Source organism: Mycobacterium colombiense (assembly GCF_003284975.1).
GTDB classification, from domain to species: Bacteria; Actinomycetota; Actinomycetes; order Mycobacteriales; family Mycobacteriaceae; genus Mycobacterium; species Mycobacterium europaeum_A.
The window spans coordinates 78,548-99,788 of the sequence record NZ_QMEU01000002.1; the positions used below are offsets into that span (position 1 = coordinate 78,548).

A 21,241-nucleotide genomic window follows, 5' to 3' on the forward strand; every position below is an offset into this window, starting at 1 on the left:
GTTCAGACCGCGCCCAGGAAATCCAGCAGCAACTGGTTTACCACCGAGGCCTGCTCGATCTGAGGGCAGTGTCCGGCCTTGTCGACCACCACCGAGCGGGCGCCGTCGACATGCTTTGCGATCTCGGCGGCCCAACCGGCCGGAAGGAGTTTGTCGCCTCCCCCTTCGACGACCAGCGTGGGCACGCCGATGCGCTCGTAGGCTCGTGCGCTCGATGGCGTCGCCGACGGCGTGGCTCCGGGGCGGCGAAACCTGGCCGCGGCGATGGCTTCCCACGCCCCCGGCGCGGTGCTCGACTCGTAACGACGCCGCACGTAGTCGTCGTCATCGGGATAGCCGGGGTCGAAGAACAACGCCTCGACGATGCGGCGCATCGCCGGCAGCGTGGCGTCATAGTTCTGCAGCGCCTCGAAATGCCGGTTCTGCTGGATTTCTCCGCCGCCGCAGATGATCGCCAAGCTGCGAATCGGCAGTAGCGGGGTGTCCGACGTGGCATCGGTGAGCAGATTGATGGCGCCCATCGAATTGCCGACGAAGTGCGCCGAGTCGACACCGAGCAATTCGCAAAACCGTGCCACATGCCGGATCCGCATGCCGCGGCCGTCGACGAAATCGATGACCTTCGCGGATTGCCCGAATCCCAGCTGGTCGGGCGCCAAGACCCGATATCGTGCCGACAGCGCGGCGAAGTTGCGTTCCCACCCCAGTTCGGCGCCGGCGCCGAACTCACCACCGTGCAGCAGTACCACCGGGTCGCCGTCGCCGGCTTCCAGATAGCTGGTGGTCAGCCCGTCGACCGACAGCGTTTTTCGCTGCATCACTTGATCGCGATCGGGTTCACCGGTGAGCCCACTGCCCCAACGAATCTCAGGGGCGGTGCGATGAGTTGAAACTCGTACACACCGTCGGCGGCGCAGTCGGCGGCCAGTGCCGTGAGGTCCCAATACTCGCCGAGCATCAGGCCCATGTCGCGCAGCGTCAACAGGTGGAAGGGCAAGAACACGCCGTCGACCCCGGACACCGGGTCTTCGACCTGGAGGTTGTCGGACGCGACCGCGGCGATCTCGTGATCGTGCAGCCACTGGGCGCACTGCCAGTCCAGGCCGGAATACGGTTCGGTCTTGTTACCCGACTGCAGGAACCTAGTCCACCAGCCAGTGCGAATGAGCAGGATGTCGCCGCGCCCGATCGTCACGCCCTGGGAGCGGACGACGTCGTCCAATTCCGCCGGAGTGATGGGTTTTCCATGCTCCAGGAAGACCTCCGCGCCGCGATGGCGCACCACATCAAGCAGGACACCGCGCGAGGTGATGCCCTTGCCGTCAACCTTCTCGATGCCGAGGTGGCGGGCCCCGAGGCTGGTCACCGACCCCGCCGGGATCCCGTTGTAGAGCTTGTCGTCGTAGTAGACGTGCGACAGCGCATCCCACTGGGTGGCCGCCTGCAGCGGCATGATGATCATGTCGTCGTTGAACCTGAACAAGTTGTCGACGAAGTACGGACCCATCTGCGCCGCCGTGGGATTGCGGTCCCAATCCGGGCCGTAGTGAGCAAGCGTGCTGGCATCACCGCCATCCACCGTCATCACGTGAATGGGATTGTGCCGAAAACCGAAGGCGCCCTGCGGCCCCGACGACCCGAAGTCCACCCCGAGCGGAAACACGTTGCCGTGTCGGACCAAACTCGCTGCCTGGGCGATCTTTTCGGAGGTGATGAAGTTCAGCGTGCCGAGCTCGTCGTCATCGCCCCAGCGGCCCCAGTTACTGACATCGCGAGCGGCCCGGCGAAAGTCGGTCACACTGGCCACGGAGCACGCCCTTCCTCGAGTTCGCCCGCGATCGCGGCGCCCACGTTTCCGCCGTCCACCCACAACACCTGGCCCGAAATATAGCTGGCGGCATCGCTATTCAGGAAGATCAGGACCGAGGCCTGCTCGGCGGGTTCGGAAACGCGACCCAGCGGCTTGGGGATGTCGTCGAGAAAGCCCTGCCCGTAGGCGGTGCGCAGCTGGTCCAGGATCGGCGTCTCGGTCACGCCGGGACCCGTGCAGTTGATGCGGATTCCCCGCGCGCCCAGTGGCGCGGCGCTGCGCATGGTGTACAGGATGATCGCTTCCTTGGACAACTGATAGCCGGTACCCAGCACGTCGGGATGCTCACGGCACCAGTCGATGCCCTCCTGCATCGTCGCCGTATGCAGCAGCGGCGCCACCTCCCGCAGGTGCTCCCGGTAGGCCGCCGCCGCGAGCGATGACACGCTCACGATGGACGACCCCGCGGACATCTTCGGTATCAGCGCCTCGGTGAGATGGCGCGTCCCCAGGAAGTTGACGGTCACCACGAGCAGCGGGTCGCCGATCCCGGACGACACGCCGGCAACGTTGAACAACGCGTCGACCGGACCGGTCACGTCGGCTACCGCCGACTCGATCGATGTCCGATCGGCCAGGTCGACCTCGTGGAACCCGTCGATCGCGAAGTCCGGCCGTCGCTTGTCCAGGCCGATGACTTCGGCCCCGAGCTCGCTGAGCTGCCGCACCACGTGTTCGCCGATGCCGGAGGCATATCCGGTGACCACCGCACGGCGACCGTCGTAGCGCCACAGCTCGTCGATTGCTCCCAAGGCTCGCCTCGAAATTCTCCGGTTTACTTCTGCTGTTCCTTCGCGCGCTGCGCCGCCTGCACGCGGCCTTCGTTGATCTCCGCCATGGCTTCGGGGATCTCACTGGCGGTGAACTTACCGCCGCGGCCAGTCGGGAGGCCACCAAACGAGTAATCCTCGTCGAATTGCGGTGCGGTCGATTTCGGGCGGCGCGACTCCACTTTCTCGATTACGGGCTCCAGCCGCTTCGCCTTTTCCGCCACGGCCTTCGCGTCGCGCTCGATGAACTCGGGAAGCACCTCGGAGCCCATCAGCTCGATGGATTCCATGGTGCCCTCGTGGCTGCGCGGGTTGAGCAGCAGGATGATCTCGTCGACGCCGCTTTCTTCGTAGCCGCGCAGGAACTCGCGCACCGTGGCCGGAGATCCGATCGCACCCCGGCCGGGGCCGTACGCCAGCGTCGGATCTTTTTCCACCTCTTCGAGATAGCGCTGCCACACCCCGGTGCGCCCCGGCGTGTGCACCCCCGTCATGTAGTAGTGCATGATTCCGAACGAGAAGAATCCGCCGCCCTGTCCGAGCCGCTGCAGGGCTTGCTCATCGGTCTTGGCGACCATCATCGACAGGTCGCCGCCGATGGCCAGGATGTTCGGGTTGATGCGGGGGGTGACCGGAACGCCGTTCTCCTCGAACTCCTTGTAGTAGCCATTCACCCGCTCGGTCAGCGGACCGGGACCGGTGTAGGCGAAACTCAAAGCGCCGATGGCCTTTTGCGCTGCCATCTGCACGCTGGCCGGCCGCGTGCAGGCGACCCACACCGGCGGGTGCGGCTTTTGCAGCGGCTTGGGGACGACGTTGCGCGCTGGCATCTGGACGTGCTCGCCGTTGAACCCGGTGAACGGCTCTTCGATCATGCAGCGGATCGAGACCTCGAGGGCCTCTTCCCACTGCGCCCGCTTGTCCGCGGGGTCGATGTTGAATCCGCCGAGCTCACCGACCGACGACGATTCCCCGGTGCCGAATTCGACGCGGCCGTTGGACAGCAGGTCGAGCGTGGCGATGCGCTCGGCCACCCGCGCGGGGTGATTGACCACCGGCGGCAGGTGCATGATGCCGAACCCCAGCCGGATGTTCTTGGTCCGCTGGCTGGCCGCGGCCAGGAAGATCTCCGGGGCCGTCGAGTGGCAGTACTCCTCGAGGAAGTGATGCTCGGTCAGCCACACGGTGGAAAAGCCCGCCTTATCGGCGGCCTCGACCTCGTTCAGACAGTCCTGCAGCAGGACGTGTTCGTCATCGGGCGCCCAGGGCCGCGGCAGGGCGAATTCGTAGAACAGCGAAATTTTCATCGTTACCTCCTATGAGTATTAGCGGCTCGATTGGCTGCCTGTGCCGCAACGTGTTTCGCCGCGACGTAGCCGAAGGTCATGGCTGGGCCGATGGTCGCCCCGGCACCGGCGTAACTGCGGCCCATCACCGGTGCGGAGGTGTTACCCACCGCGTAGAGGCCGGGCACCACCGTGCCATCGGTCCGCAGCACGCGGGCGTGCTCGTCGGTCAGGAGGCCGCCCGAGGTGCCCAGGTCGCCGAGCACGATCCGGAACGCGTAGTACGGCGGATCGCCGAGGGGGTAGAGGTTCGGGTTGGGCAGGGTGTGGTCGCCGTAATAGTTGTCGTACACGCTGTCGCCGCGGTTGAAATCGTCGTCGTGTCCCTTGCGGGCGAGTTCGTTGAAGCGGCGGGCGGTTTCGGTCAGCTGGTCTGCGGGCACGCCGATCTTGGCCGCCATCTCGTCCCATGACATGGCCGCCTTGACCACACCGGATTCCAGCCAAGCCGGTGGGATCTTGCGGCCGGTGGGCACCGGTGCCCCGGGAATTTTCGGTATGGGCAGGTGTCCACCGACGACGTAGCGATTGAACGATCTGTGGTCGGTGATCAGCCAGCATGGGATGTGGGTGACGCCGGACCTCTGACCCTCGATCATGGCGTGGCCGAAGTCCATGTAGGGAGCCGCCTCGTTGATGAAGCGCTTGCCCGCACCGTTGACGATGAATTGGGCCGGCATCATCCGCTCGTTGAGCATGAACTGCATCCGGCCGTCCGGCCACTGGATCGCCGGGAACCACCAGGCTTCGTCCAGCAAATCCGTTGCGGCGCCGATCTGTTGGCCGGCGCGGATACCGTCGCCCATCGCCGCGGGATTGCCGAAGCTCCAGTCCTGGTCCACCTCGGGCAGAAGTTCTTTGCGCCACGCCAGGTCGTGGTCGAATCCCCCCGACGCCAGGATGACGCCCATGCGTGCGCCGACGCGCTGTGTGTCGCCCTCGCGCTCCACCACCGCTCCGGTGACCGCCCCGTCGGAGTCGGTGAGCAGTCGCACCATCGGCGAGTCCAGCCACAGCGGGATGCCGCGTTCCCGCAGCGCCAGCCGGAGCCGCGCCGCCAGCGACTGACCGATGGCGGCCATCCGCTCGCCGACCACCCGGGCCCGGACCATCCGCGAAATCAATTTGAGCAGCACACCCTTGCCCGCCCATGACTGCCTGATGCGGTAGAACGTGCGCAGTTCCTTGGGGCCCAGCCAGATTCCCCTCGGGGCCAGCGCCAGCGGCTGCAGCAGCTTCCGCTCGTCGGCGCCCAACATCCGCAAGTCGATGGGCGGCACGTTGATGGTGCTGCCCAGTTCGGAGCCCCCGGGCAACTCGGGATAGTAGTCGGCATAGCCGGGCTTCCAGACGAATTCGAACCATCCGGACAGTTGCTCCAAGAACTGCAGCATCTGTGGCGCCGTCTCGACGTACTGCCGTAATCGTGCCTCGCTGACCAGGCCGTCGGTGATCTGTTTGAGGTATTCCACGACGCCCTCGGGCGAGGGCGCATAGCCCGCCCGCCGCTGCGCTGGGGCACCGGGGACCCAGATGCCACCGCCGGACAGAGCGGTGGAACCGCCGAAGTGCGATGACTTTTCGACCACCAACGCGTCGAGTCCGGCCGCCTGGGCCGTCAGTGCGGCCGTCATGCCGCCACCGCCGGATCCGACGATGAGTACGTCGACGACGTGATCGAAACCGTCCGAGGCCGCCGTCATTGCGGAAGTGCCGTTCTGATGGCGAAACCAGCGATCAGTTCGGGCGCGGGTTTGTAGTAACGCCCGATGGTTTCGTAGGGCCCCGCCGCTTCCAGCGCCGCGAATGCCGCTACCCACGTGCGGATCTCCTGCGCGGAGCTGCCGCCCTCGTGAGCGACGAACGAGTTCGACCATCCATCCAATTCGCTCAGCCATCCCCCGTCGATGATCTCCAGGAAGCGGTGGTCCCACGCCGGGTTGAGCGCCTGCAGCTCACTGTCGCCGGCGGCGAAGCTCTTGGCCGCGTCGATGACGGCGGCTTGCCGGGCCTGGCGCTGCTCGGACGTCATCGGCTGGCCGTGCACGATCCGCTCCAGCACCGGTGCGGGCGCGGTCGCCAAGCTCGGCACCGGCGGGCTGTGCGACAGCCCGCCAGATCCCAGGATTAGGACCCGCTTGTCCAGGGTGGCAAGGTAATTGCCGACGGCGGCGCCCAGGGCGCGGCAACGGTGCATCGGGCCCAGCGGTACCCCGATGGCGTTGACGAAGATCGGTATCACCGGACGTGAGGTGGCGTCGCCGAACAGCTTCTCCAGCGGCTGGACCGTTCCGTGGTCGACGTCCATGCTGGCCGATACCGCGACGTCGACGCCTGCGTCGAGGACCGCCTTCGCGCAGTCGGTCGCGAGGTTTTCCGGCACGTTGAGCGGGCCGGCGTGGGTGCCGTAGTCCCCCACTCCGCGGGCGCTGGTGCCGATACAGAATGGCGGCATCACCTTGTAGAAGAAGCCGTTGTAGTGGTCCGGGGAAAAACTGACGACCAGTTCGGGGTCGTAGTCTTCGACGAATCGCCGGGCTTGCGCGATTGCGCCCTCTATGCCATCAAGCAGGTCCCGCGATGGCCCCGGAAGATTCAGGAGAGGGCTGTGCGACATACAGCACAGAGCCAGTGCCACTTTGCAAATCACCCCCTCGCGGCGTGAGTGTGAGCGCATCGATAAGCGCGGCGCTCAGGTCCGGCGCGCGCTGAGCGATGCAGGCGCCCGCGACGCACCGGTCGGGGCGCAGGAACAGCACCGACTCGGAGTGCGCGTCGAACCAGGACTTGAGACCGCCATGCCGATCACCCACCACGACGACGTCGGGGTCGTCGTGCCCCGCCCAGTGCAGCTGGGTCGCCGGTCGGAGCGCGAAGAAGCGCGCGCCCAACGCTTTCCAGTTCGCGAACGCAACATCGCCGAGGATTTTGCGGGGGTTGTTGTTCCAGCACAACACCGCGAACCACGAACCGAGCACGTCGTCGAGCAACACGTCCTGCCGATCTCGGGTGTCGACGCGCGGTTGGATGAACAGCGTTCCCACCGGCGAATCGGCACGACCCTGCGCGGCGTGCACGACGGCTCCGTGCTCATAACGCGGCATCGGCTTGAACCGCATCTCCAGCACATACCGCTTGAGCGACGGCACGATTGACGCCGACCGGATCAGGAGATCTCGCGCGTTCGCCACCCGGCGGTTGGTGGGGGAGATCACCCGGCCCACCATGGTCGACAGGTCGATCATGGCGCGGGCGTGCTTGCGGCGTTCCACGTCGTAGCTGTCCAACAGCTTGTCGTCGGCCCGCCCGCTCACCACCGCGGCGAGCTTCCAACCGAGGTTCGCCGCGTCCCGGATCCCGCTGTTGTAACCCTGCCCCTGCCACACCGGCATCAGGTGGGCGGCGTCGCCGGCCAGCAGCAGCCGGCCCCGCCGGAACGCACCGGCGATCCGCGAGTGGTGGGTATACACGCGACGCCGGATGACGTCGACCCGGTCGGGGTGAGGCACCATTCGGGCCAGCATCTGGGTCAGGAACGCCGGATCTTCGGCCTGTTCGTCGGTCTCGTCGGCGTGAATCATGAACTCGAAGCGGCGAATTCCGTGGGCGATCGAGATCGAGGCGTACGGGCGTTCGGGGTCGGCACCGACCTCGCTGTTCGGGTGGCCAAGCGGGTCGTTGGCGATGTCGACCACCAGCCAGCGCGTCGATGACGTCGTCCCGTCGAACGACACCCCCATCACCCGGCGGGTCATGCTGCGGCCGCCGTCGCACCCGACCACATAGCGGGCGCGCAGGCGTGCGGTGTCGCCGTCGTAGTCGCCGCCACCGAGATCGACGGTCACCCCGTCGGCGCTTTCCTGGCATGCGGTCATCGGGCGTCCCCAACGCACCTGGACGTGCTCGAATCTGTCCAAGCCCGCCAACAATTCGGCGTCGACGAGGGGTTGCACGAAGCCGTTTCGTTTCGGCCAGCCGAAACGTGCGTCCGGCGGGGCCATTTCGGCGAGCACCCGGCGCTTGGCGTCGACGAAGCGCAGGATCTGATTGGGCACCGTGTGCGGCAGTACCCGGTCGGCGAGCCCGATCGACTGGAAGGTTCGCAACGCCTCGTCGTCCAGTCCGACGCCGCGGGGATAGTCGATGAGGGTGTCCCGCTCGTCGACCACTATCGTGCGGATGCCTTGCAGGCCAAGGATGTTGGCCAGGGTCAATCCGACCGGGCCCGCGCCGACGACGAGGACATCGGTTTCGATGTCACCCACCTCCCGCTTTGGTGCGACCATCACCGGCCCAGCAGGAAATCGAGATGCAGGCGATTGAAGGTCTTGGCGTCCTCGTACTGCGGCCAGTGGCCACAACCGGGCATCACCTCGAAACGGGCGCCCGGGATCATCGACGCCATGCGACGCCCCTCCGCGACGTCGGCGGTCGGATCGTCACTGGTCCACAGCACCAGCGTCGGGGCGACGATCGAGCCGTATTCGTCCGGGCCGAGGATGTTGCGCGCCCGGATCTCGGGATCCTGCAGCGCCATGATGTCGCTCATCGCCGAGACGAACCCCGGCTGGCGATACACGCGCTGGCGGCTGGCGACCAGGTCGTCGTAGCCCCTGGACTTGTCGGCCATCAGCCATTTGATGCGCGCCTGCACCGTTTCCCAGGTCGGGTCCTCGGCGGCCGCCATGGACAGCGTGATGATCCGTTGCATCACCACGGGATCGGCCTGGGAGCCGCCGGCGGTGTTAAGCACAAGCCGCGCAACCACATCCGGGTGATCGATGGCGGCGCGCGCGGCCACCCAGCCGCCGAGCGATTCCCCGCTGAGGTAGGCGCGGTCGACACCGATGGTGCGCAGCACGGTCATCAGGTGCTCGACGTAGTGGGCGACTTCGAGTGGGTGGCCCGGCTTGTCGGTGTATCCGTGGCCGAGCATGTCGATCGACCAGGTCCAGAAATGCTCGGCGTGCGCAGCCAGGTTGCGCACATAGGCCTCGGCATGTCCGCCGGATCCGTGCAACAAGATCAGGACCGGCTTCCCGGGATCGCCGGCTCGCAGGTAGCGCGTCCGCACTCCTCCGGCGTCGAGGTAGCCCTGCTCAAACGCGACGCCCTGCAGATCGCTCCAGATGCTCTCGAACTCCGCCACGGTGCTGTCCGGCCTCCAGATCGGGGAAATCTCGTTCTCGTTTTCGGCTTACCATGTGTGCTAATATCGCACAATAATGTGCGTTATATATAGAGCTTCGCTCTCACGGGAAGGTCTGTCAAGGCTGTGACGGGCTCCGGTACCGGTTCGCAGACCCTGGCCAGGGGCCTGACCGCGCTGCAGATGGTGGCGGACTCGCCCAGCGGGTTGACGGTGCAGCAGCTCGCGGACCAGGTCGGGGTGCACCGCACCATCGCCTACCGGCTGCTCACGACGTTGGCCGAATTCCGGCTGGTGGCCAAGGGAGAGGACGGCCGCTACCGTCCAGCGGCGGGCCTGGCCGTACTCGGGGCTTCCTTCGACCGCAATGTGCGCCAGGTGAGTCTGCCGACGCTGCGCGCGCTGGCCGACGAGCTCGGCACGACCGTGTCGCTGCTCATCGCCGAAGGCGACCAGCAGGTGGCGATCGCGGTGATCGTGCCCAGCCACGTCGCCTACCAGCTCTCGTTTCACGAAGGCAGCCGATATCCGCTGGACCGCGGCGCGGCCGGGATCGCCTTGCTCGCGTGCATGCCTCCGCGCCCGGGCGAACGGGAGCTGGTTTCCCGTGCGCGCGAACGTGGTTGGGTGACGACCTACGGCGAGATCGAACCGAACACCTACGGCCTGGCCGTCGGGGTGCGCCGCCCGGCGCCCTCGCCACCGACCTGCATCAACCTCATCTCACACCGAGAAGACGTGGTGATGCGCGGGAAGGACGCGGTCGTGAAAGCCGCCAAGCAGTTGGCCGAGCTCCTGAGCTAGCCACTGAGCTGAAGGGATAGCAGTCCATGTCATGGGACCACGAAGCCGATGTCGTCGTGCTCGGCAGTGGTGGCGCCGGCCTTACGGCCGCGCTGACCGCAGCCGTGGCGGGTGCCTCGGTGGAGGTTTACGAAAAGGCCTTGACCGTCGGCGGGACCACGGCCGTGTCGGGTGGCATCGTGTGGATCCCCGCCCACAACCGTTCTCCGGACGGCGAATTGACCCCGGCCGACGCGTTGCGATATCTGCGCGCGCAGTCGCTCGGTTCGATGGACGACGAGCTGGTGGAAACGTTCGTGCGCACCGGCCCGGCGATGCTCGACTTCATCGAGGCGCACAGCGGTCTTCAGTTCGAGATCGCCACCGGCTTTCCCGACTATCGTCCCGAGCTACCGGGCGGACAACCGGCCGGTGGCAGGTCGCTGAGCGCCGCCCCCTTCGACCTGGCTCAGTTGGGCGAATGGGCAACTCGCATCACGTCTTTCCCGGCCGACTGGTCCAACGTCGGGTTCGACGCCGAGACCAGGGCGCGCCTGCACGCGGCGATCGACGAACGAACCAGCCATCTGTGCGTGGCCGGCACCGCGCTGATCGCGGGACTGCTCACGGGCCTGCTGGACGCGGGGGTGACCCCACACACCAATGCCCGCGCCGAAGGCCTCATCGCCGACGGCGCAGAAGTCACCGGGGTGCGCGTGGCCCTGGCGGATCGGACGATCAGTGTTCGCGCCCGGCACGGCGTCATCCTGGGCACCGGCGGCTTCGAGTGGGATCCGGCTCTGACACAAGCCTTTCTACGTGGCCCCATGCACGGGGCGGTCTCTCCGCCCAACAACACCGGTGACGGCTTGCGCATGGCGATGGAGCGGGGCGCCGACCTGGCCAACATGGGCGAAGCGTGGTGGGTGCCGATCGTGCAGATCCCGGGCGACACCATCGAGGGCAAGCCCCGCAGCCGCAGCGTGCGATTGGAGAGGACGCGGCCGCGCAGCATCATCGTCAACTCGGCCGGCCGCCGCTTCGTCAACGAGGCGTGTGATTACAACTCGATGGCCGGCGCCTTTCATTACCTGGACCCTCGCGGCGGCTACGTCAACGACCGCGGGTGGATGGTGTTCGATTCGATTCACCTGCAGCGCTATGGGTTTCTCGGTATCGAACCGGGACAGCCCGTCCCGGACTGGTTCTGCGAGTCGGCAGACCTCGCCGAGTTGGCCGCCAAGACCAGTATCGACGCCGACGGGCTGGCCCACACCGTCGAGAGCTGGAACCGTCATGTAGCCGCCGGCGCAGACCCCGACTTCGGTCGCGGCTCGAGCGCCTACGACGGCTACTGGGGCGACGACAGCGCGACCACCCCGGCCGGTAAGACCCTGGGCCCCATCGACACCGCGCCCTTCTACGCGGTGCCGGTGAGCATCGGCGCAATGGGCACCAAGGGCGGCCCGCGCACCGATCACGACGCCCGCGTCCTGCACGTCGGTGGCGAGCCGATACCGGGTCTTTTCGCCGCGGGCAACGCGATGGGCGGCGTGACCGGGCGGGCCTACGGTGGTGCCGGCGGAACACTTGGCCCGGCAATGGTTTTCGGCTACCGTGCCGGCCACGCGGCCGCCACCGGAAAGTCGGTCGACCTGAAATAGGGGTTTCTCTCGATGGTCGCCTACGACCGGATCGGTGCCAGCTATCGCAGCACTCGCCGACCCGACCCGCGAATCGGTTCGCAGGTGCAGGCCGCGCTCGCCGCGATGGGCACCGTCGTCAACGTCGGGGCCGGCACGGGATCGTATGAACCGGCGCAAACGGTCGTCGCGGTGGAGCCCAGCATGGTGATGATCGCTCAACGTCCACCGGGCTCTGCGCCGTGCGTGCAGGCATTGGCGGAGGCTATGCCCCTGCGGGACAAATGCGTTGACGCGGCAATGGCGATGCTGACCGTGCATCACTGGGGTGATCTCGCCGCCGGGATCAGCGAATTGCGCCGAGTCACCCGCCACCGGATCGTGGTGCTGACATGGGATCAGTCGGTGATTGAAAACTACTGGTTACTGACTGAATACTTGCCCGATGCCGCTCGGATCAACCAGGCGCTGTATGTACCGATCGAGCGCCTCGTGGAGCTGCTGGGAGGTGCGCAGGTGCAGACCGTGCCCATCCCGCACGACTGCACCGACGGATTCGGTGCGGCCTTTTGGCGCCGACCCCACGCCTATCTTGATCCCACGGTCCGCGCCGGCATTTCGATGCTGGCGTACGCGGATGGGGACTCCCTGGCCACGGGGCTGGCCCGGCTGGCGGCCGACCTGGAATCCGGACGATGGCAGCAGGCACACGCGGAATTGCTTGAACGCCAACACTTCGATGCCGGCTACCGCCTCCTCATCACCGACGACGGCTGAGACAGGCGAGTCTCATCTGTGCTAGCGCCGGTGATAGCGCAGATGAAGGCTCACCGCATACCGGGTGATGATCGATAGCCGACGGTCAACTGCACGACAGCAACGCTTTTCGCGCTAGGCGCCAGTGCCGCTCGAGCGTGTGGACGTCCGGGAAGGTGGTCGGTGCGCTGAATCGGTTGTTCGGCCCGCACAGGTGCGCGACTGCTGCTGCGCTCGCGCGGCCGGGAGTGTACGAAATCTCCATATATTCACGAACGACATTGATGTTGCGCTGTTCGTCGGGCGTGGGTTGGTCTGTGGTCGCGTGGTGCGCTGACTATTCTTGCTGCATGGCTACCTCCCGGCGAGGTGCATACCCGCGAGTGTGTCGTTAATTCCTCAACGGCACTTCGACGCAGACATGGGTTCCCACCGGGGCATCGAGAAACATCAGGGCTCCCCCGGCGGCTTCCACCCGAGCCCGATGCGATGCCAGCCCGATGTGCCCTTCGCCCAGCCGCCGCGCCACCGTCTCCTGGCGCAACCCCACACCGTCGTCGACCACATGCAAAACACAGGTCCGGTCGGTGACCCCGAGCATGACCGTCGCGTGCCGGGCCCGAGCGTGCTGGACCACGTTGGACAGTAACTCGCGCACCGCCCCGAACACGACGGCGTCGATGTCGCGGCGCCCCGAGTAGTCGATGTCGGTGGTGATGTCGATGCCAGAACGCTGCGCGGTGAACTCGGCGAGCTGCTGCACGGCGGCGCCCAGCCCGACCTGCTCGAGCACCGCCGGATGCAGCTCGAAAGTGGCCTGCCGCAGCCGTTCCGAGGCCAGCTGCAAGCCCCCCAGCGCCCGGCCCACACGATCGTCGCCCTCGAACGCCGCGTCCAATTCGACGAGCTCCTGGCGCACCGCCAGGATGTCTTGCAGCGGCCCGTCGTGAATGAATTCCGAGATCCGGCGCGCTGCCTCGTCGGAGGCGTTCATCGTCTGGGCCAGCAACTCCTCCCGCAGCGCGCTCAATCCGGCCACCGAGCGAGTGTGGCGCTCCTCGATGCGCACCACCAGAAAGGCTGCGCAACAAAGGAATGCATAGAGCAGGAACCGAAACCCCGCCTCGGCCAACCTAACCGCGCTCGACATCACCGGATCCTGCAGCACGGCAATGGCGAACCCGAGCATGGAGAAGATCAGCACCGCCGCCGCTCGGCGCGAGGAGACGTCCAGCCCCAAAAGGACGGGCAGCATGGCCATGATCAGCAGCGGGTAGATCCCGTTGGTGGACAACAGCTGAAAGACCGTCAGCGCGACGATGTCGATGACGGTGAACGCAAACGGCTCCAGCCGGCCGATCGCGACCAGTCGGCCCATCCCGATCCATCGTCGGAAAGGTGCGAAAGCCAGCCCTAATGCACAAAGCGCGACGAGTGCGTACAGGACGATCAGGACGCTTTCCTGCGGCCACTCCGATCGGCTGGTGCCGATGATCATGGCCGCGACCATGAGGCCGACCACTCCGATGCGCAGTACCGAGCCGATGCGGTACGAGCGCAACTGGTGAACCGTGCGCACCCGCTCCAGCTCTGCGTCACCGGCTACCGCCACCCGATCACCGTACTCATCCGCGTCCGTCCCCCCGAAGCAAACGGGAAAATGACTCATCGTGCCGTCCGGAGAACGCGAACGTCGCTGCTCGGCAAACCGCTAGACTCGTCACCATGGTCGGCGCGGCTACCCCGGAAAAGGTGCGCGTGGTCGTCGGCGATGACCACCCACTTTTTCGCGAGGGCGTGGTGCGGGCCCTGTCGTCGAGTGGTTCGGTGAACGTCGTCGGTGAGGCGGAAGACGGCTCTGCCGCATTGGAATTGATCAGATCGCACGTGCCCGACGTCGCGTTGCTCGACTACCGGATGCCCGGCTTGGACGGCGCCCAGGTGGCGGCGGCGGTACGAACGCAGGGGTTGTGCACCCGGGTGCTGCTGATCTCCGCGCACGACGAGTCGGCGATCGTGTACCAGGCGTTGCAACAGGGCGCCGCCGGGTTCGTGCTCAAGGACTCGACGCGCAGCGAGATCGTCAAGGCCGTGCTCGACTGCGCGCAGGGCCGCGACGTGCTCGCACCGGCGCTCGTCGGTGGCCTTGCCGCAGAGATCCGGCAGCGTGCGGAGCCGTCGGCACCCGTGCTCAGTGCGCGCGAGCGTGAGGTGCTCAACCGGATCGCCCGCGGTCAAAGCATCCCCGCGATCGCCGGTGAGCTCTTCGTGGCCCCGTCGACGGTCAAAACGCACGTGCAACGCCTCTACGAGAAGCTCGGCGTCGGCGATCGCGCGGCCGCCGTCGCCGAGGCAATGCGGCAAGGTCTGCTCAGCTAGCGGCCGACCAGGGATTCGGCTTGGGCGTGGACGTGATCTGCCGCGCCCGCACCACTGCTTTGGCGGAGGCGATGGCCTCGGCGATCAGGTGGCGTGCCCCCCGTTCCACCTCGCACAGGTGATCGCCGCTGCCGCCGGCCGCGATCAGCTGGCGGCGTGCGAAGACCAACGGGTCCACGGCAATGGGGTGGTTCGTCTGATAGGTGATCGCCTCGACCAGGGCGGGGCCGTCACCGGCGCTCGCGCGGTGCACCGCTTCGGCGACCGAGTCGGCCACCGCCACAACGTCCCTGCCATCGACCGACAGCATGGGCATCGCGTCGAATTCGTAGGCGCGCCGGCGCGCGTTCGTTCCACCGCGGATATTTTCCACGACGAACACCACCGGCAGCCGCCATTGCACGGCAATCTTTGCGGCCGTGGTGAACTCGACGGAGTGGGTGTCGCGGCCTCTAACGACGCACAAACTGACGTTGCCCTCGCCGGTCAGGCGCTGCGTGTTGGCGTCACCCAGCGCGAACATAGTCGATTGACCAAGAGCGCTTTCGTTGGCCAGCGACCGTTTCCAGTCAGCGACCCCGGCGCCGACACGGCGCCGCGGGCCGATGATGTCGGCGATGGCCGGGCCTAGGGGAAGGGTCAGGCCGACCTGCTGGGCGTGCCGGAATTGCTGGGTGGTGGCGTTGACGAGATCGCCGGGCCGCAGAGCCGCAACCGCGCCGATCGCCACCGCCTCTTGGCCGAATTCGGTTCGCGTGGCGTCGTCGATCAGGCCGTCGACCTCAAGCTCCTCCAACGCCATGTCGAGCAGTCGCAGTACCCACATTCGCCGATACAGCTCCAGGTGGTCATGACGGTCGAGCGCTGCCGAGGCCTGGGGGGTGTGCGTCATGCCGGATCTCCTAACTCGATGGCCGAGGTGGCCGCCGCGTCGAACACGACCTCAACGTAGGGCGATTGCGCGCGTGCCACCTCCGCCGATCGGCCCGCAAACGTGATGAATGCCCGTTCCCCCGATTGGGGGACAACCGGGCTCAGTCGGTCCGGCGTGGGGGAGGTGTGATCAGCTGATCGGCGGCCGTGTAGGGGTCCTGGTTGCCGTCGACGACCGCCTCGGCGAGCCGGTCGAGATCCGGCTGGGTCCGCAGCCTGGTCTGCGCGAGGGACAAAATCTGCGCCCGCGCCCGCGCCAGCCGGCGGGCGCGGCTGTCGGTGCGGCGATGGTCCTCGATGGCAGCCATCAGGTCGTCGATGCCCTCGCCCCGGGCGGCGATCAGGGAGACGATCGGGGCACTGGTTTCGGCCCGCAGGTCCCGAACCGTCTGTTCGGCACCGTCGCGGTCCGCCTTATTGACCGCCACGATGTCGGCGACTTCCAGCACGCCCGCCTTGGCGGCCTGAACCGCGTCTCCCGCACCGGGATTGAGGATGACGACCGTCGGGTCGGCGACGGCGGCGATCTCGATCTCGGACTGGCCCACCCCCACCGTCTCCAGCAGGACGACGTCATAGCCGATCGCCCCCAACAGCCGGATGGCCGCCGGAACCGCGGCGGCCAGGCCGCCAAGGTGCCCACGGGTGGCCACCGAACGGATCAGGACGTCGGAGTCGTTGATATGGGCGGCCATCCGAATTCGATCACCCAGCAGCGCACCCCCACTGAACGGGGACGAGGGGTCCACCGCCAACACCGCCACCCGGGAACCGCGTTTGCGGTAGGCACCGACCAGCGCGGCGACCGTCGTCGACTTTCCCGCCCCCGGGGGGCCGGTGATGCCGACGACCGGGCCCATGCCGCCCGGCGACGACCCGATACTCGCCAAGACCTCGTCGCGCTGATCGCCCTCGACCAGGCTGAGCAGCCGACCGGCCGCGCGGGGAGATCCATTGCGCGCGCGGGCAATCAGGTCAGCGATGATCATGTACGCATTATGGAGCCGCGACCTCAATCACCGTCGCCGAGCCCATCCCGCCGCCCGCACACATCGCCGCGACGCCGATGCCACCGCCGCGGCGGCGCAATTCGTGCACCAGGGTGACCAGCATCCGGGCGCCGGTGGCCGCGACGGGGTGGCCCAGCGAGCAACCGCTGCCGCTGACGTTGACCTTGTCGGGGTCGAGCTCGAGCAGCTTGATGGTGGCCACGCACATCGCGGCGAACGCTTCGTTGATCTCGAACAGGTCCACGTCCGCGATCGAAAGTCCGCCTCGCTTAAGGGCTTTCGGTATCGCTTCCACCGGCGCCAGGCCGGTGATCGCGGGGTCGACGCCGACGGATGCCCAGGATCGGATGGTGGCCAGCGCGGGCAGCCCGAGCCGGTCGCTGGCGATCGTCAGCACCGCGGCGCCGTCGTTGGCGCCGCAGGCATTGCCGGCGGTGATCGAGAAGCCCTTGATTTCTGGGTGCAGCGGCTTGAGCGCGGCCAGCTTCTCCATGCTGGTGTCCCGGCGCGGGTGCTCGTCGACCGCGAACAACCCGTGCGGCGTTTCGATCGGCACGATCTCCTCTTTGAAGCGGCCTTCGTCAATGGCGGCGATGGCGTTGCGGTGTGAGCGCAGCGCCCAGGCGTCCATCTCCTCGCGACTCACCTCGGCCTTGACCGCGGCATTCCAGCCCACGGTGATCGACATGTCCATGTTGGGGGCGTCGGGCCGGTCCGGGTGGGTCGGCGGAAACCAGTCGACCCACTCGCCGTCCACCTGCATCCGCGACCTGGGTGACGTCGACGCCGAGTTCACGCCCCCGGCGATGACGAGCTGGTCCATGCCCGCGCGCACGCCGGCGGCCGCGGTCTGCACGGCCGCCTGCCCCGCCGCGCAGTGCCGGTTGTTGGCCAATCCAGGCACCTGCGTCAGCCCTGCGGTGACGGCGGCGTGGCGGGCGAGCACGCCCCCGCCGTAGAGACCCTCGCCCAGGATCACGTCGTCGACCTGCGTCGGGTCCAAATCCTTGGCGGCCTCGCAGACGACGTGGTGGGCCAGGTCGAATGCACTGGTGTCGCGCAGCGTGCCCTTGCGAGCGGTGCCGATGGGGGTGCGCAGGGCGGACACGATGACGGCTTCAGACACGGGTCGTTCTCCAGTTCAGCCAGCGGGTACGGGCCCGCAGAGGCGCCCGCATTTAGTGAGAATCGTATTCTCTCATTGCGAGAGTGTGAGTCGCAACAAGCGCCCGCCGATCAGTTGGTGCGGTCGGACCATCCCGCCGGCAGATGTTCGGGACCGGTGTCGATGACGCTCTCGTCGTCGGCACCGACGTATTCGAACAGGGTGATGTAGGCGAATTCCGGGACCTCGTAGATCGGGTAGGTCGGGCCTTGATCCCGGTAGGCCCGCATCTCATCCAGGTGTTCGTTCTGGAAGCAGACCGTGCGCTCACCGTGCTGCCGGATCCACTGGGGAAAGAAGATGACCCCGTGAACGCGGCGTTTGGCGGGCAGGACGTTGACGGCCACGCAGGTGCCGGTGGGTTCGGACCACGACAGTTTGAAGTTGTCATCGTCGAGTTGGACGAGGTCGACGTGCTGGCCTTTGACCCAGCGGCCGCCGACGTGCCCGGAGTGGATCCGGTAGTCGATGGTGTGGGCATTCTTGACGTACATCTCGTATTGCCAACCGTTGGCGTAGGTGTAGATGAAGCGGTGCCCGACGATTCCCGAAAGGTCTTGCGCGGGAATGGGATTGTCAACATTCGTCATTGCCGTACCTCCCCGTTTGGGCTGCAGCTTCTGCACTGGGAAATCCTGCCGGGAACGCGGGCTGCTGCGGCAACCACGCCCGTCAACGTCGAGGTTCCTGCACTGTCCTTCGACAGTATCGGCCATAGCGGTATGCCGGTAGTGAATATGTGAGACTGACTCCGATGAGCCACCTGGACGAGGCCGCCCGCCGGTCTCTGCTGCGGCGCGGATTTGCCCTCGAATACGCCACCCTGGCCTGGAACGTGGCCGGCATCGTTGTCCTCGCGTCGGCCGCCATCGCGGCCAGATCGGTGGCGCTGGCCGGGTTCGGTCTGGACTCGCTGATCGAGATCGGCGCCTCATCGGTGGTGATCTGGGAGTTATCCGGAACAGGAGCGGCCCGTCGACGAAAAGCGTTGCGGCTCATCGGCGCCGGCTTTGCGGCGCTGAGTATCTACCTGGTGGTGCAGTCAACGATGGTCCTCGTTACCGGCTTTCACCCCGAGCCATCGCGCCTGGGTATCGCATGGACGGCGATCACCGCGGTGACGATGTTCGCGCTTGCGGCCGGCAAGGCCCGAACCGGTGCCGCCCTGAGCAACCCCGTGCTCGCCACTGAAGGCCGCGTCACGCTCGTCGACGGCCTGTTGGCGGCCGCGGTGCTCCTCGGCCTGCTGCTGAACGGCATCGCCGGCTGGTGGTGGGCGGACCCTCTCGCCGGTTACGTGCTCGTGTTCTACGCGCTGCGCGAGGTCAAAGAAATCTTCTTCGCCCCGTCACCGTTGCCCTGACTCAAATCAGCACTCGAAACACCCCGGTGTCAACGACGACCGGCGTCACAGTGCGGGAACCCCCTCGATTTGCGATGGTGGATGAATGACTCAGGGCATGGTCGCGGTCCCGGGCGGCCACGTGTGGTTCCAGCGGACCGGAGGCGGCGCGGGTCTTCCGTTGCTCGTCGTTCACGGCGGGCCCGGCTTACCGCACGACTACCTGCGGTCGCTGGAGCGGTTGGCCACAGAGCGCGAGGTCATCTTCTGGGATCAGCTCGGTTGCGGGCGCTCCGAATGCCCGCCCGATCGCGAGCTTTGGACGATGCGGCGCTCGGTGGCCGAGGTGGACGCGGTGGTGCGGGCCCTGGACCTGAACCGCTTCCATCTGTTCGGTAACTCCTGGGGCGGAATGTTGGCCCAGCAGTATGCGCTCGACGCAGCCCCCGCCGGGACGGCGAGCCTGATCATTTCCAACAGCATCGCGTCCATCCCGGAGTTCGCAAAGATGGTGGGGCGCTTGAAATCCGAGCTGGATCCGACCACCCAAGCCGCCATCGACCGCCATGAAGCCGCCGGCACCACGTACTCCCCCGACTACCAGGCCGCCATCCGGACCTGGAACGAAACCTACCTCTGCCGAATGCGCCCCTGGCCGCCAGAGCTCGAGGATGCGTTCCGGAATATGGGCGCAGAGATCTTCGAGACCATGTTCGGCCCCAGCGACTTTCACATCGTCGGGACCATCCGGGACTGGGATGTGGTCGACCGGCTCCACGAAATCAGCCTGCCGACACTGGTCCTCGCGGGCAAGTACGACGAATGCGTTCCCGAACACATGTGGGAGATGCACCGGCGCATAGCGGGTTCACGGTTCGAGTTGTTCGAGTCCAGTGCTCACATGCCGTTCATCGAGGAACCGGACAAGTTCGACGCGGTGATGCGTGACTTCCTGCGCCGGCATGACTCCTGAGGCCGTCGCGCTGCTACACCTCAATTCTTCTTGGCCGCGTTGAACTTTGCGACGTTGGCCCGGAAGTCCTCGGTCAGGAAAGACTGGCTCTCGGCCGACAGCGCATAGTCCAGACTGGCGAGCACGGCCCGCTCCAGGTGAATGTTGAGCACCCGTTTGGTGCTCTCGACCGCCTGCTGCGGCAGTTCCAAAATCTTTCTGGCGGTGGCGATCGCCTCCGCAACCGGGTCGTCGGCAATGTGATTGGCCAAGCCGAGCTCGACGGCCCGCTGTGCGCCGATACGGGTTCCGGTGAGGGCGAATTCCTTGGCCAGCAGCAGACTGATGTGCAGCGGCCAGGTGAGCGGCCCACCGTCGGCAGCCACCAGGCCTACCTGCACATGCGGGTCGGCCAGATAGGCGTCTTCGGCGATGTAGACGATGTCGCTGAGCGCCACCAGACTGCAGCCCAGTCCGACGGCGGGGCCGTTGACCGCTGCCACCACCGGGATCCGGCACCGCGCCATGCCCAGCACGATCTCGCGTCCGTCGCGAATTGTCTTGGCGCGCAGGTCGGCATCGTTCGCCAGCTCCTCCAGATAGGTGAAGTCGCCGCCGGCCGAAAACGCCCGGCCGGCACCGGTGATCACCGCGGCACGGGCGGTGGGGTCATCGGTGAGTCGCTGCCAGAGCCGTGCGAGCCCGACGTGCAGGTTGTCGTTGACCGAGTTGAGCGAATCCGGCCGGTTGAGCGTGATGATGCGCAGGGCACCGTCGGCCTGAACGTCGATTTCGGTAGGCATGTCGTACACGTCAGACTCCTTCGATGGTCGTGACCCGCTTCACCCGGGCTTCGCCCGCGTTCGCGATCACTCCTGCTATGGTCGTGACCCGCTTCACCCGGGCTTCGCCCGCGTTCGCGATCACTCCTTCGATGGTCGTGACCCGCTTCACCCGGGCTTCGCCCGCGTTCGCGATCACTCCTTCGATGGTCGTGACCCGCTTCACCCGGGCTTCGCCCGCGTTCGCGATCACTCCTGCTATGGTCGTGACCCGCTTCACCCGGGCTTCGCCCGCGTTCGCGATCACTCCTGCTATGGTCGTGACCCGCTTCACCCGGGCTTCGCCCGCGTTCGCGATCAC

General features: G+C 66.7%; 21 protein-coding genes. 6 read left to right on the forward strand and 15 right to left on the reverse strand.

Annotation, left to right across the window (positions count from 1 at the left end):
• Positions 1-2: 2 nt before the first annotated feature.
• From DQP58_RS01400 to DQP58_RS01435, 8 genes are read right to left on the reverse strand one after another with little or no spacing between them, the layout of a single operon-like run.
• Entirely contained in the window at positions 3-818 is an 816-nt protein-coding gene (locus DQP58_RS01400; protein ID WP_112706729.1) for an alpha/beta fold hydrolase, read from the reverse strand.
• The gene (locus DQP58_RS01405) at positions 818-1,807 is read right to left on the reverse strand and encodes a cyclase family protein (protein ID WP_112706730.1); all 990 of its coding nucleotides are present in this window, start codon (positions 1,805-1,807) and stop codon (positions 818-820) included. Before DQP58_RS01405 ends, DQP58_RS01400 begins: the two co-directional genes overlap by 1 nt.
• Entirely contained in the window at positions 1,795-2,622 is an 828-nt protein-coding gene (locus tag DQP58_RS01410) for a coniferyl-alcohol dehydrogenase (RefSeq protein WP_112706731.1), read from the reverse strand. Before DQP58_RS01410 ends, DQP58_RS01405 begins: the two co-directional genes overlap by 13 nt.
• 23 nt (positions 2,623-2,645) lie before the next feature.
• Entirely contained in the window at positions 2,646-3,947 is a 1,302-nt protein-coding gene (locus DQP58_RS01415; RefSeq protein WP_112706732.1) for an LLM class flavin-dependent oxidoreductase, read from the reverse strand.
• A 2-nt stretch (positions 3,948-3,949) separates the two neighbouring features.
• Positions 3,950-5,689 (reverse strand): FAD-binding protein, encoded by a 1,740-nt coding sequence (locus tag DQP58_RS01420; protein WP_112706733.1) that lies wholly within the window; start codon positions 5,687-5,689, stop codon positions 3,950-3,952.
• Entirely contained in the window at positions 5,686-6,603 is a 918-nt protein-coding gene (locus DQP58_RS01425; protein ID WP_240629507.1) for a 3-carboxyethylcatechol 2,3-dioxygenase, read from the reverse strand. The genes DQP58_RS01420 and DQP58_RS01425 overlap by 4 nt, the downstream gene beginning before the upstream one ends.
• Entirely contained in the window at positions 6,551-8,272 is a 1,722-nt protein-coding gene (locus DQP58_RS01430; RefSeq protein WP_112706735.1) for a bifunctional 3-(3-hydroxy-phenyl)propionate/3-hydroxycinnamic acid hydroxylase, read from the reverse strand. Before DQP58_RS01430 ends, DQP58_RS01425 begins: the two co-directional genes overlap by 53 nt.
• A complete protein-coding gene (locus DQP58_RS01435) occupies positions 8,272-9,135 on the reverse strand; it encodes an alpha/beta fold hydrolase (protein ID WP_112706736.1) in 864 nt (287 codons plus the stop codon). The genes DQP58_RS01430 and DQP58_RS01435 overlap by 1 nt, the downstream gene beginning before the upstream one ends.
• Positions 9,136-9,261: 126 nt before the next feature.
• On the opposite strand from DQP58_RS01435, the gene DQP58_RS01440 reads away from it, so the two are divergent.
• From DQP58_RS01440 to DQP58_RS01450, 3 genes are read left to right on the forward strand one after another with little or no spacing between them, the layout of a single operon-like run.
• Complete coding sequence (locus DQP58_RS01440; protein WP_112706737.1) at positions 9,262-9,939, forward strand: IclR family transcriptional regulator; 678 nt, start codon at positions 9,262-9,264, stop codon at positions 9,937-9,939.
• Positions 9,940-9,965: 26 nt separating this feature from the next.
• Positions 9,966-11,582, forward strand: coding sequence for an FAD-dependent oxidoreductase (locus tag DQP58_RS01445; RefSeq protein ID WP_112706738.1), 1,617 nt, complete (start codon positions 9,966-9,968; stop codon positions 11,580-11,582).
• A 12-nt stretch (positions 11,583-11,594) separates the two neighbouring features.
• Entirely contained in the window at positions 11,595-12,338 is a 744-nt protein-coding gene (locus DQP58_RS01450) for a class I SAM-dependent methyltransferase (RefSeq protein WP_112706739.1), read from the forward strand.
• Positions 12,339-12,708: 370 nt separating this feature from the next.
• Here the strand turns inward: DQP58_RS01450 and DQP58_RS01455 are convergent, their stop codons facing one another.
• Positions 12,709-13,929, reverse strand: a complete 1,221-nt coding sequence (locus DQP58_RS01455; RefSeq protein WP_112706793.1) for a sensor histidine kinase — start codon at positions 13,927-13,929, stop codon at positions 12,709-12,711.
• Between the two features lie 113 nt (positions 13,930-14,042).
• On the opposite strand from DQP58_RS01455, the gene DQP58_RS01460 reads away from it, so the two are divergent.
• Positions 14,043-14,696 carry a response regulator gene (locus DQP58_RS01460; RefSeq protein ID WP_112706740.1) on the forward strand — a complete coding sequence of 218 codons (654 nt, stop codon included), beginning with the start codon at positions 14,043-14,045 and terminating at the stop codon, positions 14,694-14,696.
• On the opposite strand, the gene DQP58_RS01465 is transcribed toward DQP58_RS01460, so the two are convergent.
• The 4 genes from DQP58_RS01465 to DQP58_RS01480 all read right to left on the reverse strand — a co-directional run bounded on the left by DQP58_RS01465 (position 14,689) and on the right by DQP58_RS01480 (position 18,394).
• Positions 14,689-15,588: a thiamine pyrophosphate-dependent enzyme gene (locus tag DQP58_RS01465; protein WP_205869305.1), complete on the reverse strand. Its 900-nt coding sequence runs from the start codon at positions 15,586-15,588 to the stop codon at positions 14,689-14,691. The two genes, DQP58_RS01460 and DQP58_RS01465, sit on opposite strands and share 8 nt — an antisense overlap.
• A gap of 142 nt (positions 15,589-15,730) precedes the next feature.
• Entirely contained in the window at positions 15,731-16,618 is an 888-nt protein-coding gene (gene meaB / locus DQP58_RS01470) for a methylmalonyl Co-A mutase-associated GTPase MeaB (protein WP_112706741.1), read from the reverse strand.
• 7 nt (positions 16,619-16,625) lie between these two features.
• Positions 16,626-17,765 (reverse strand): thiolase family protein, encoded by a 1,140-nt coding sequence (locus tag DQP58_RS01475; RefSeq protein WP_112706742.1) that lies wholly within the window; start codon positions 17,763-17,765, stop codon positions 16,626-16,628.
• A gap of 110 nt (positions 17,766-17,875) precedes the next feature.
• Entirely contained in the window at positions 17,876-18,394 is a 519-nt protein-coding gene (locus tag DQP58_RS01480; protein WP_112706743.1) for a phenolic acid decarboxylase, read from the reverse strand.
• Positions 18,395-18,558: 164 nt separating this feature from the next.
• Between DQP58_RS01480 and DQP58_RS01485 the strand changes: the two genes are divergently transcribed.
• Positions 18,559-19,167 carry a cation transporter gene (locus DQP58_RS01485; protein ID WP_112706744.1) on the forward strand — a complete coding sequence of 203 codons (609 nt, stop codon included), beginning with the start codon at positions 18,559-18,561 and terminating at the stop codon, positions 19,165-19,167.
• 97 nt (positions 19,168-19,264) lie between these two features.
• Positions 19,265-20,119 (forward strand): proline iminopeptidase-family hydrolase, encoded by an 855-nt coding sequence (locus DQP58_RS01490; RefSeq protein ID WP_112706745.1) that lies wholly within the window; start codon positions 19,265-19,267, stop codon positions 20,117-20,119.
• A gap of 20 nt (positions 20,120-20,139) precedes the next feature.
• On the opposite strand, the gene DQP58_RS01495 is transcribed toward DQP58_RS01490, so the two are convergent.
• Entirely contained in the window at positions 20,140-20,910 is a 771-nt protein-coding gene (locus DQP58_RS01495) for an enoyl-CoA hydratase/isomerase family protein (protein WP_112706746.1), read from the reverse strand.
• A gap of 1 nt (position 20,911) precedes the next feature.
• On the reverse strand, positions 20,912-21,241 hold the full coding sequence (locus DQP58_RS01500) for a hypothetical protein (protein ID WP_112706747.1): 330 nt from the start codon (positions 21,239-21,241) through the stop codon (positions 20,912-20,914).

Coding starts and splice junctions, on each gene's coding strand:
- DQP58_RS01460 (WP_112706740.1), top strand. CDS start 14,043: ATGGTCGGCGCGGCTACCCCGGAAAAGGTGCGCGTGGTCGTCGGCGAT.
- DQP58_RS01420 (WP_112706733.1), bottom strand. CDS start 5,689: ATGACGGCGGCCTCGGACGGTTTCGATCACGTCGTCGACGTACTCATC.
- DQP58_RS01425 (WP_240629507.1), bottom strand. CDS start 6,603: ATGTCGCACAGCCCTCTCCTGAATCTTCCGGGGCCATCGCGGGACCTG.
- DQP58_RS01400 (WP_112706729.1), bottom strand. CDS start 818: ATGCAGCGAAAAACGCTGTCGGTCGACGGGCTGACCACCAGCTATCTG.
- DQP58_RS01430 (WP_112706735.1), bottom strand. CDS start 8,272: ATGGTCGCACCAAAGCGGGAGGTGGGTGACATCGAAACCGATGTCCTC.
- DQP58_RS01415 (WP_112706732.1), bottom strand. CDS start 3,947: ATGAAAATTTCGCTGTTCTACGAATTCGCCCTGCCGCGGCCCTGGGCG.
- DQP58_RS01450 (WP_112706739.1), top strand. CDS start 11,595: ATGGTCGCCTACGACCGGATCGGTGCCAGCTATCGCAGCACTCGCCGA.
- meaB (WP_112706741.1), bottom strand. CDS start 16,618: ATGATCATCGCTGACCTGATTGCCCGCGCGCGCAATGGATCTCCCCGC.
- DQP58_RS01485 (WP_112706744.1), top strand. CDS start 18,559: ATGAGCCACCTGGACGAGGCCGCCCGCCGGTCTCTGCTGCGGCGCGGA.
- DQP58_RS01490 (WP_112706745.1), top strand. CDS start 19,265: ATGGTCGCGGTCCCGGGCGGCCACGTGTGGTTCCAGCGGACCGGAGGC.
- DQP58_RS01445 (WP_112706738.1), top strand. CDS start 9,966: ATGTCATGGGACCACGAAGCCGATGTCGTCGTGCTCGGCAGTGGTGGC.
- DQP58_RS01465 (WP_205869305.1), bottom strand. CDS start 15,588: ATGACGCACACCCCCCAGGCCTCGGCAGCGCTCGACCGTCATGACCAC.
- DQP58_RS01480 (WP_112706743.1), bottom strand. CDS start 18,394: ATGACGAATGTTGACAATCCCATTCCCGCGCAAGACCTTTCGGGAATC.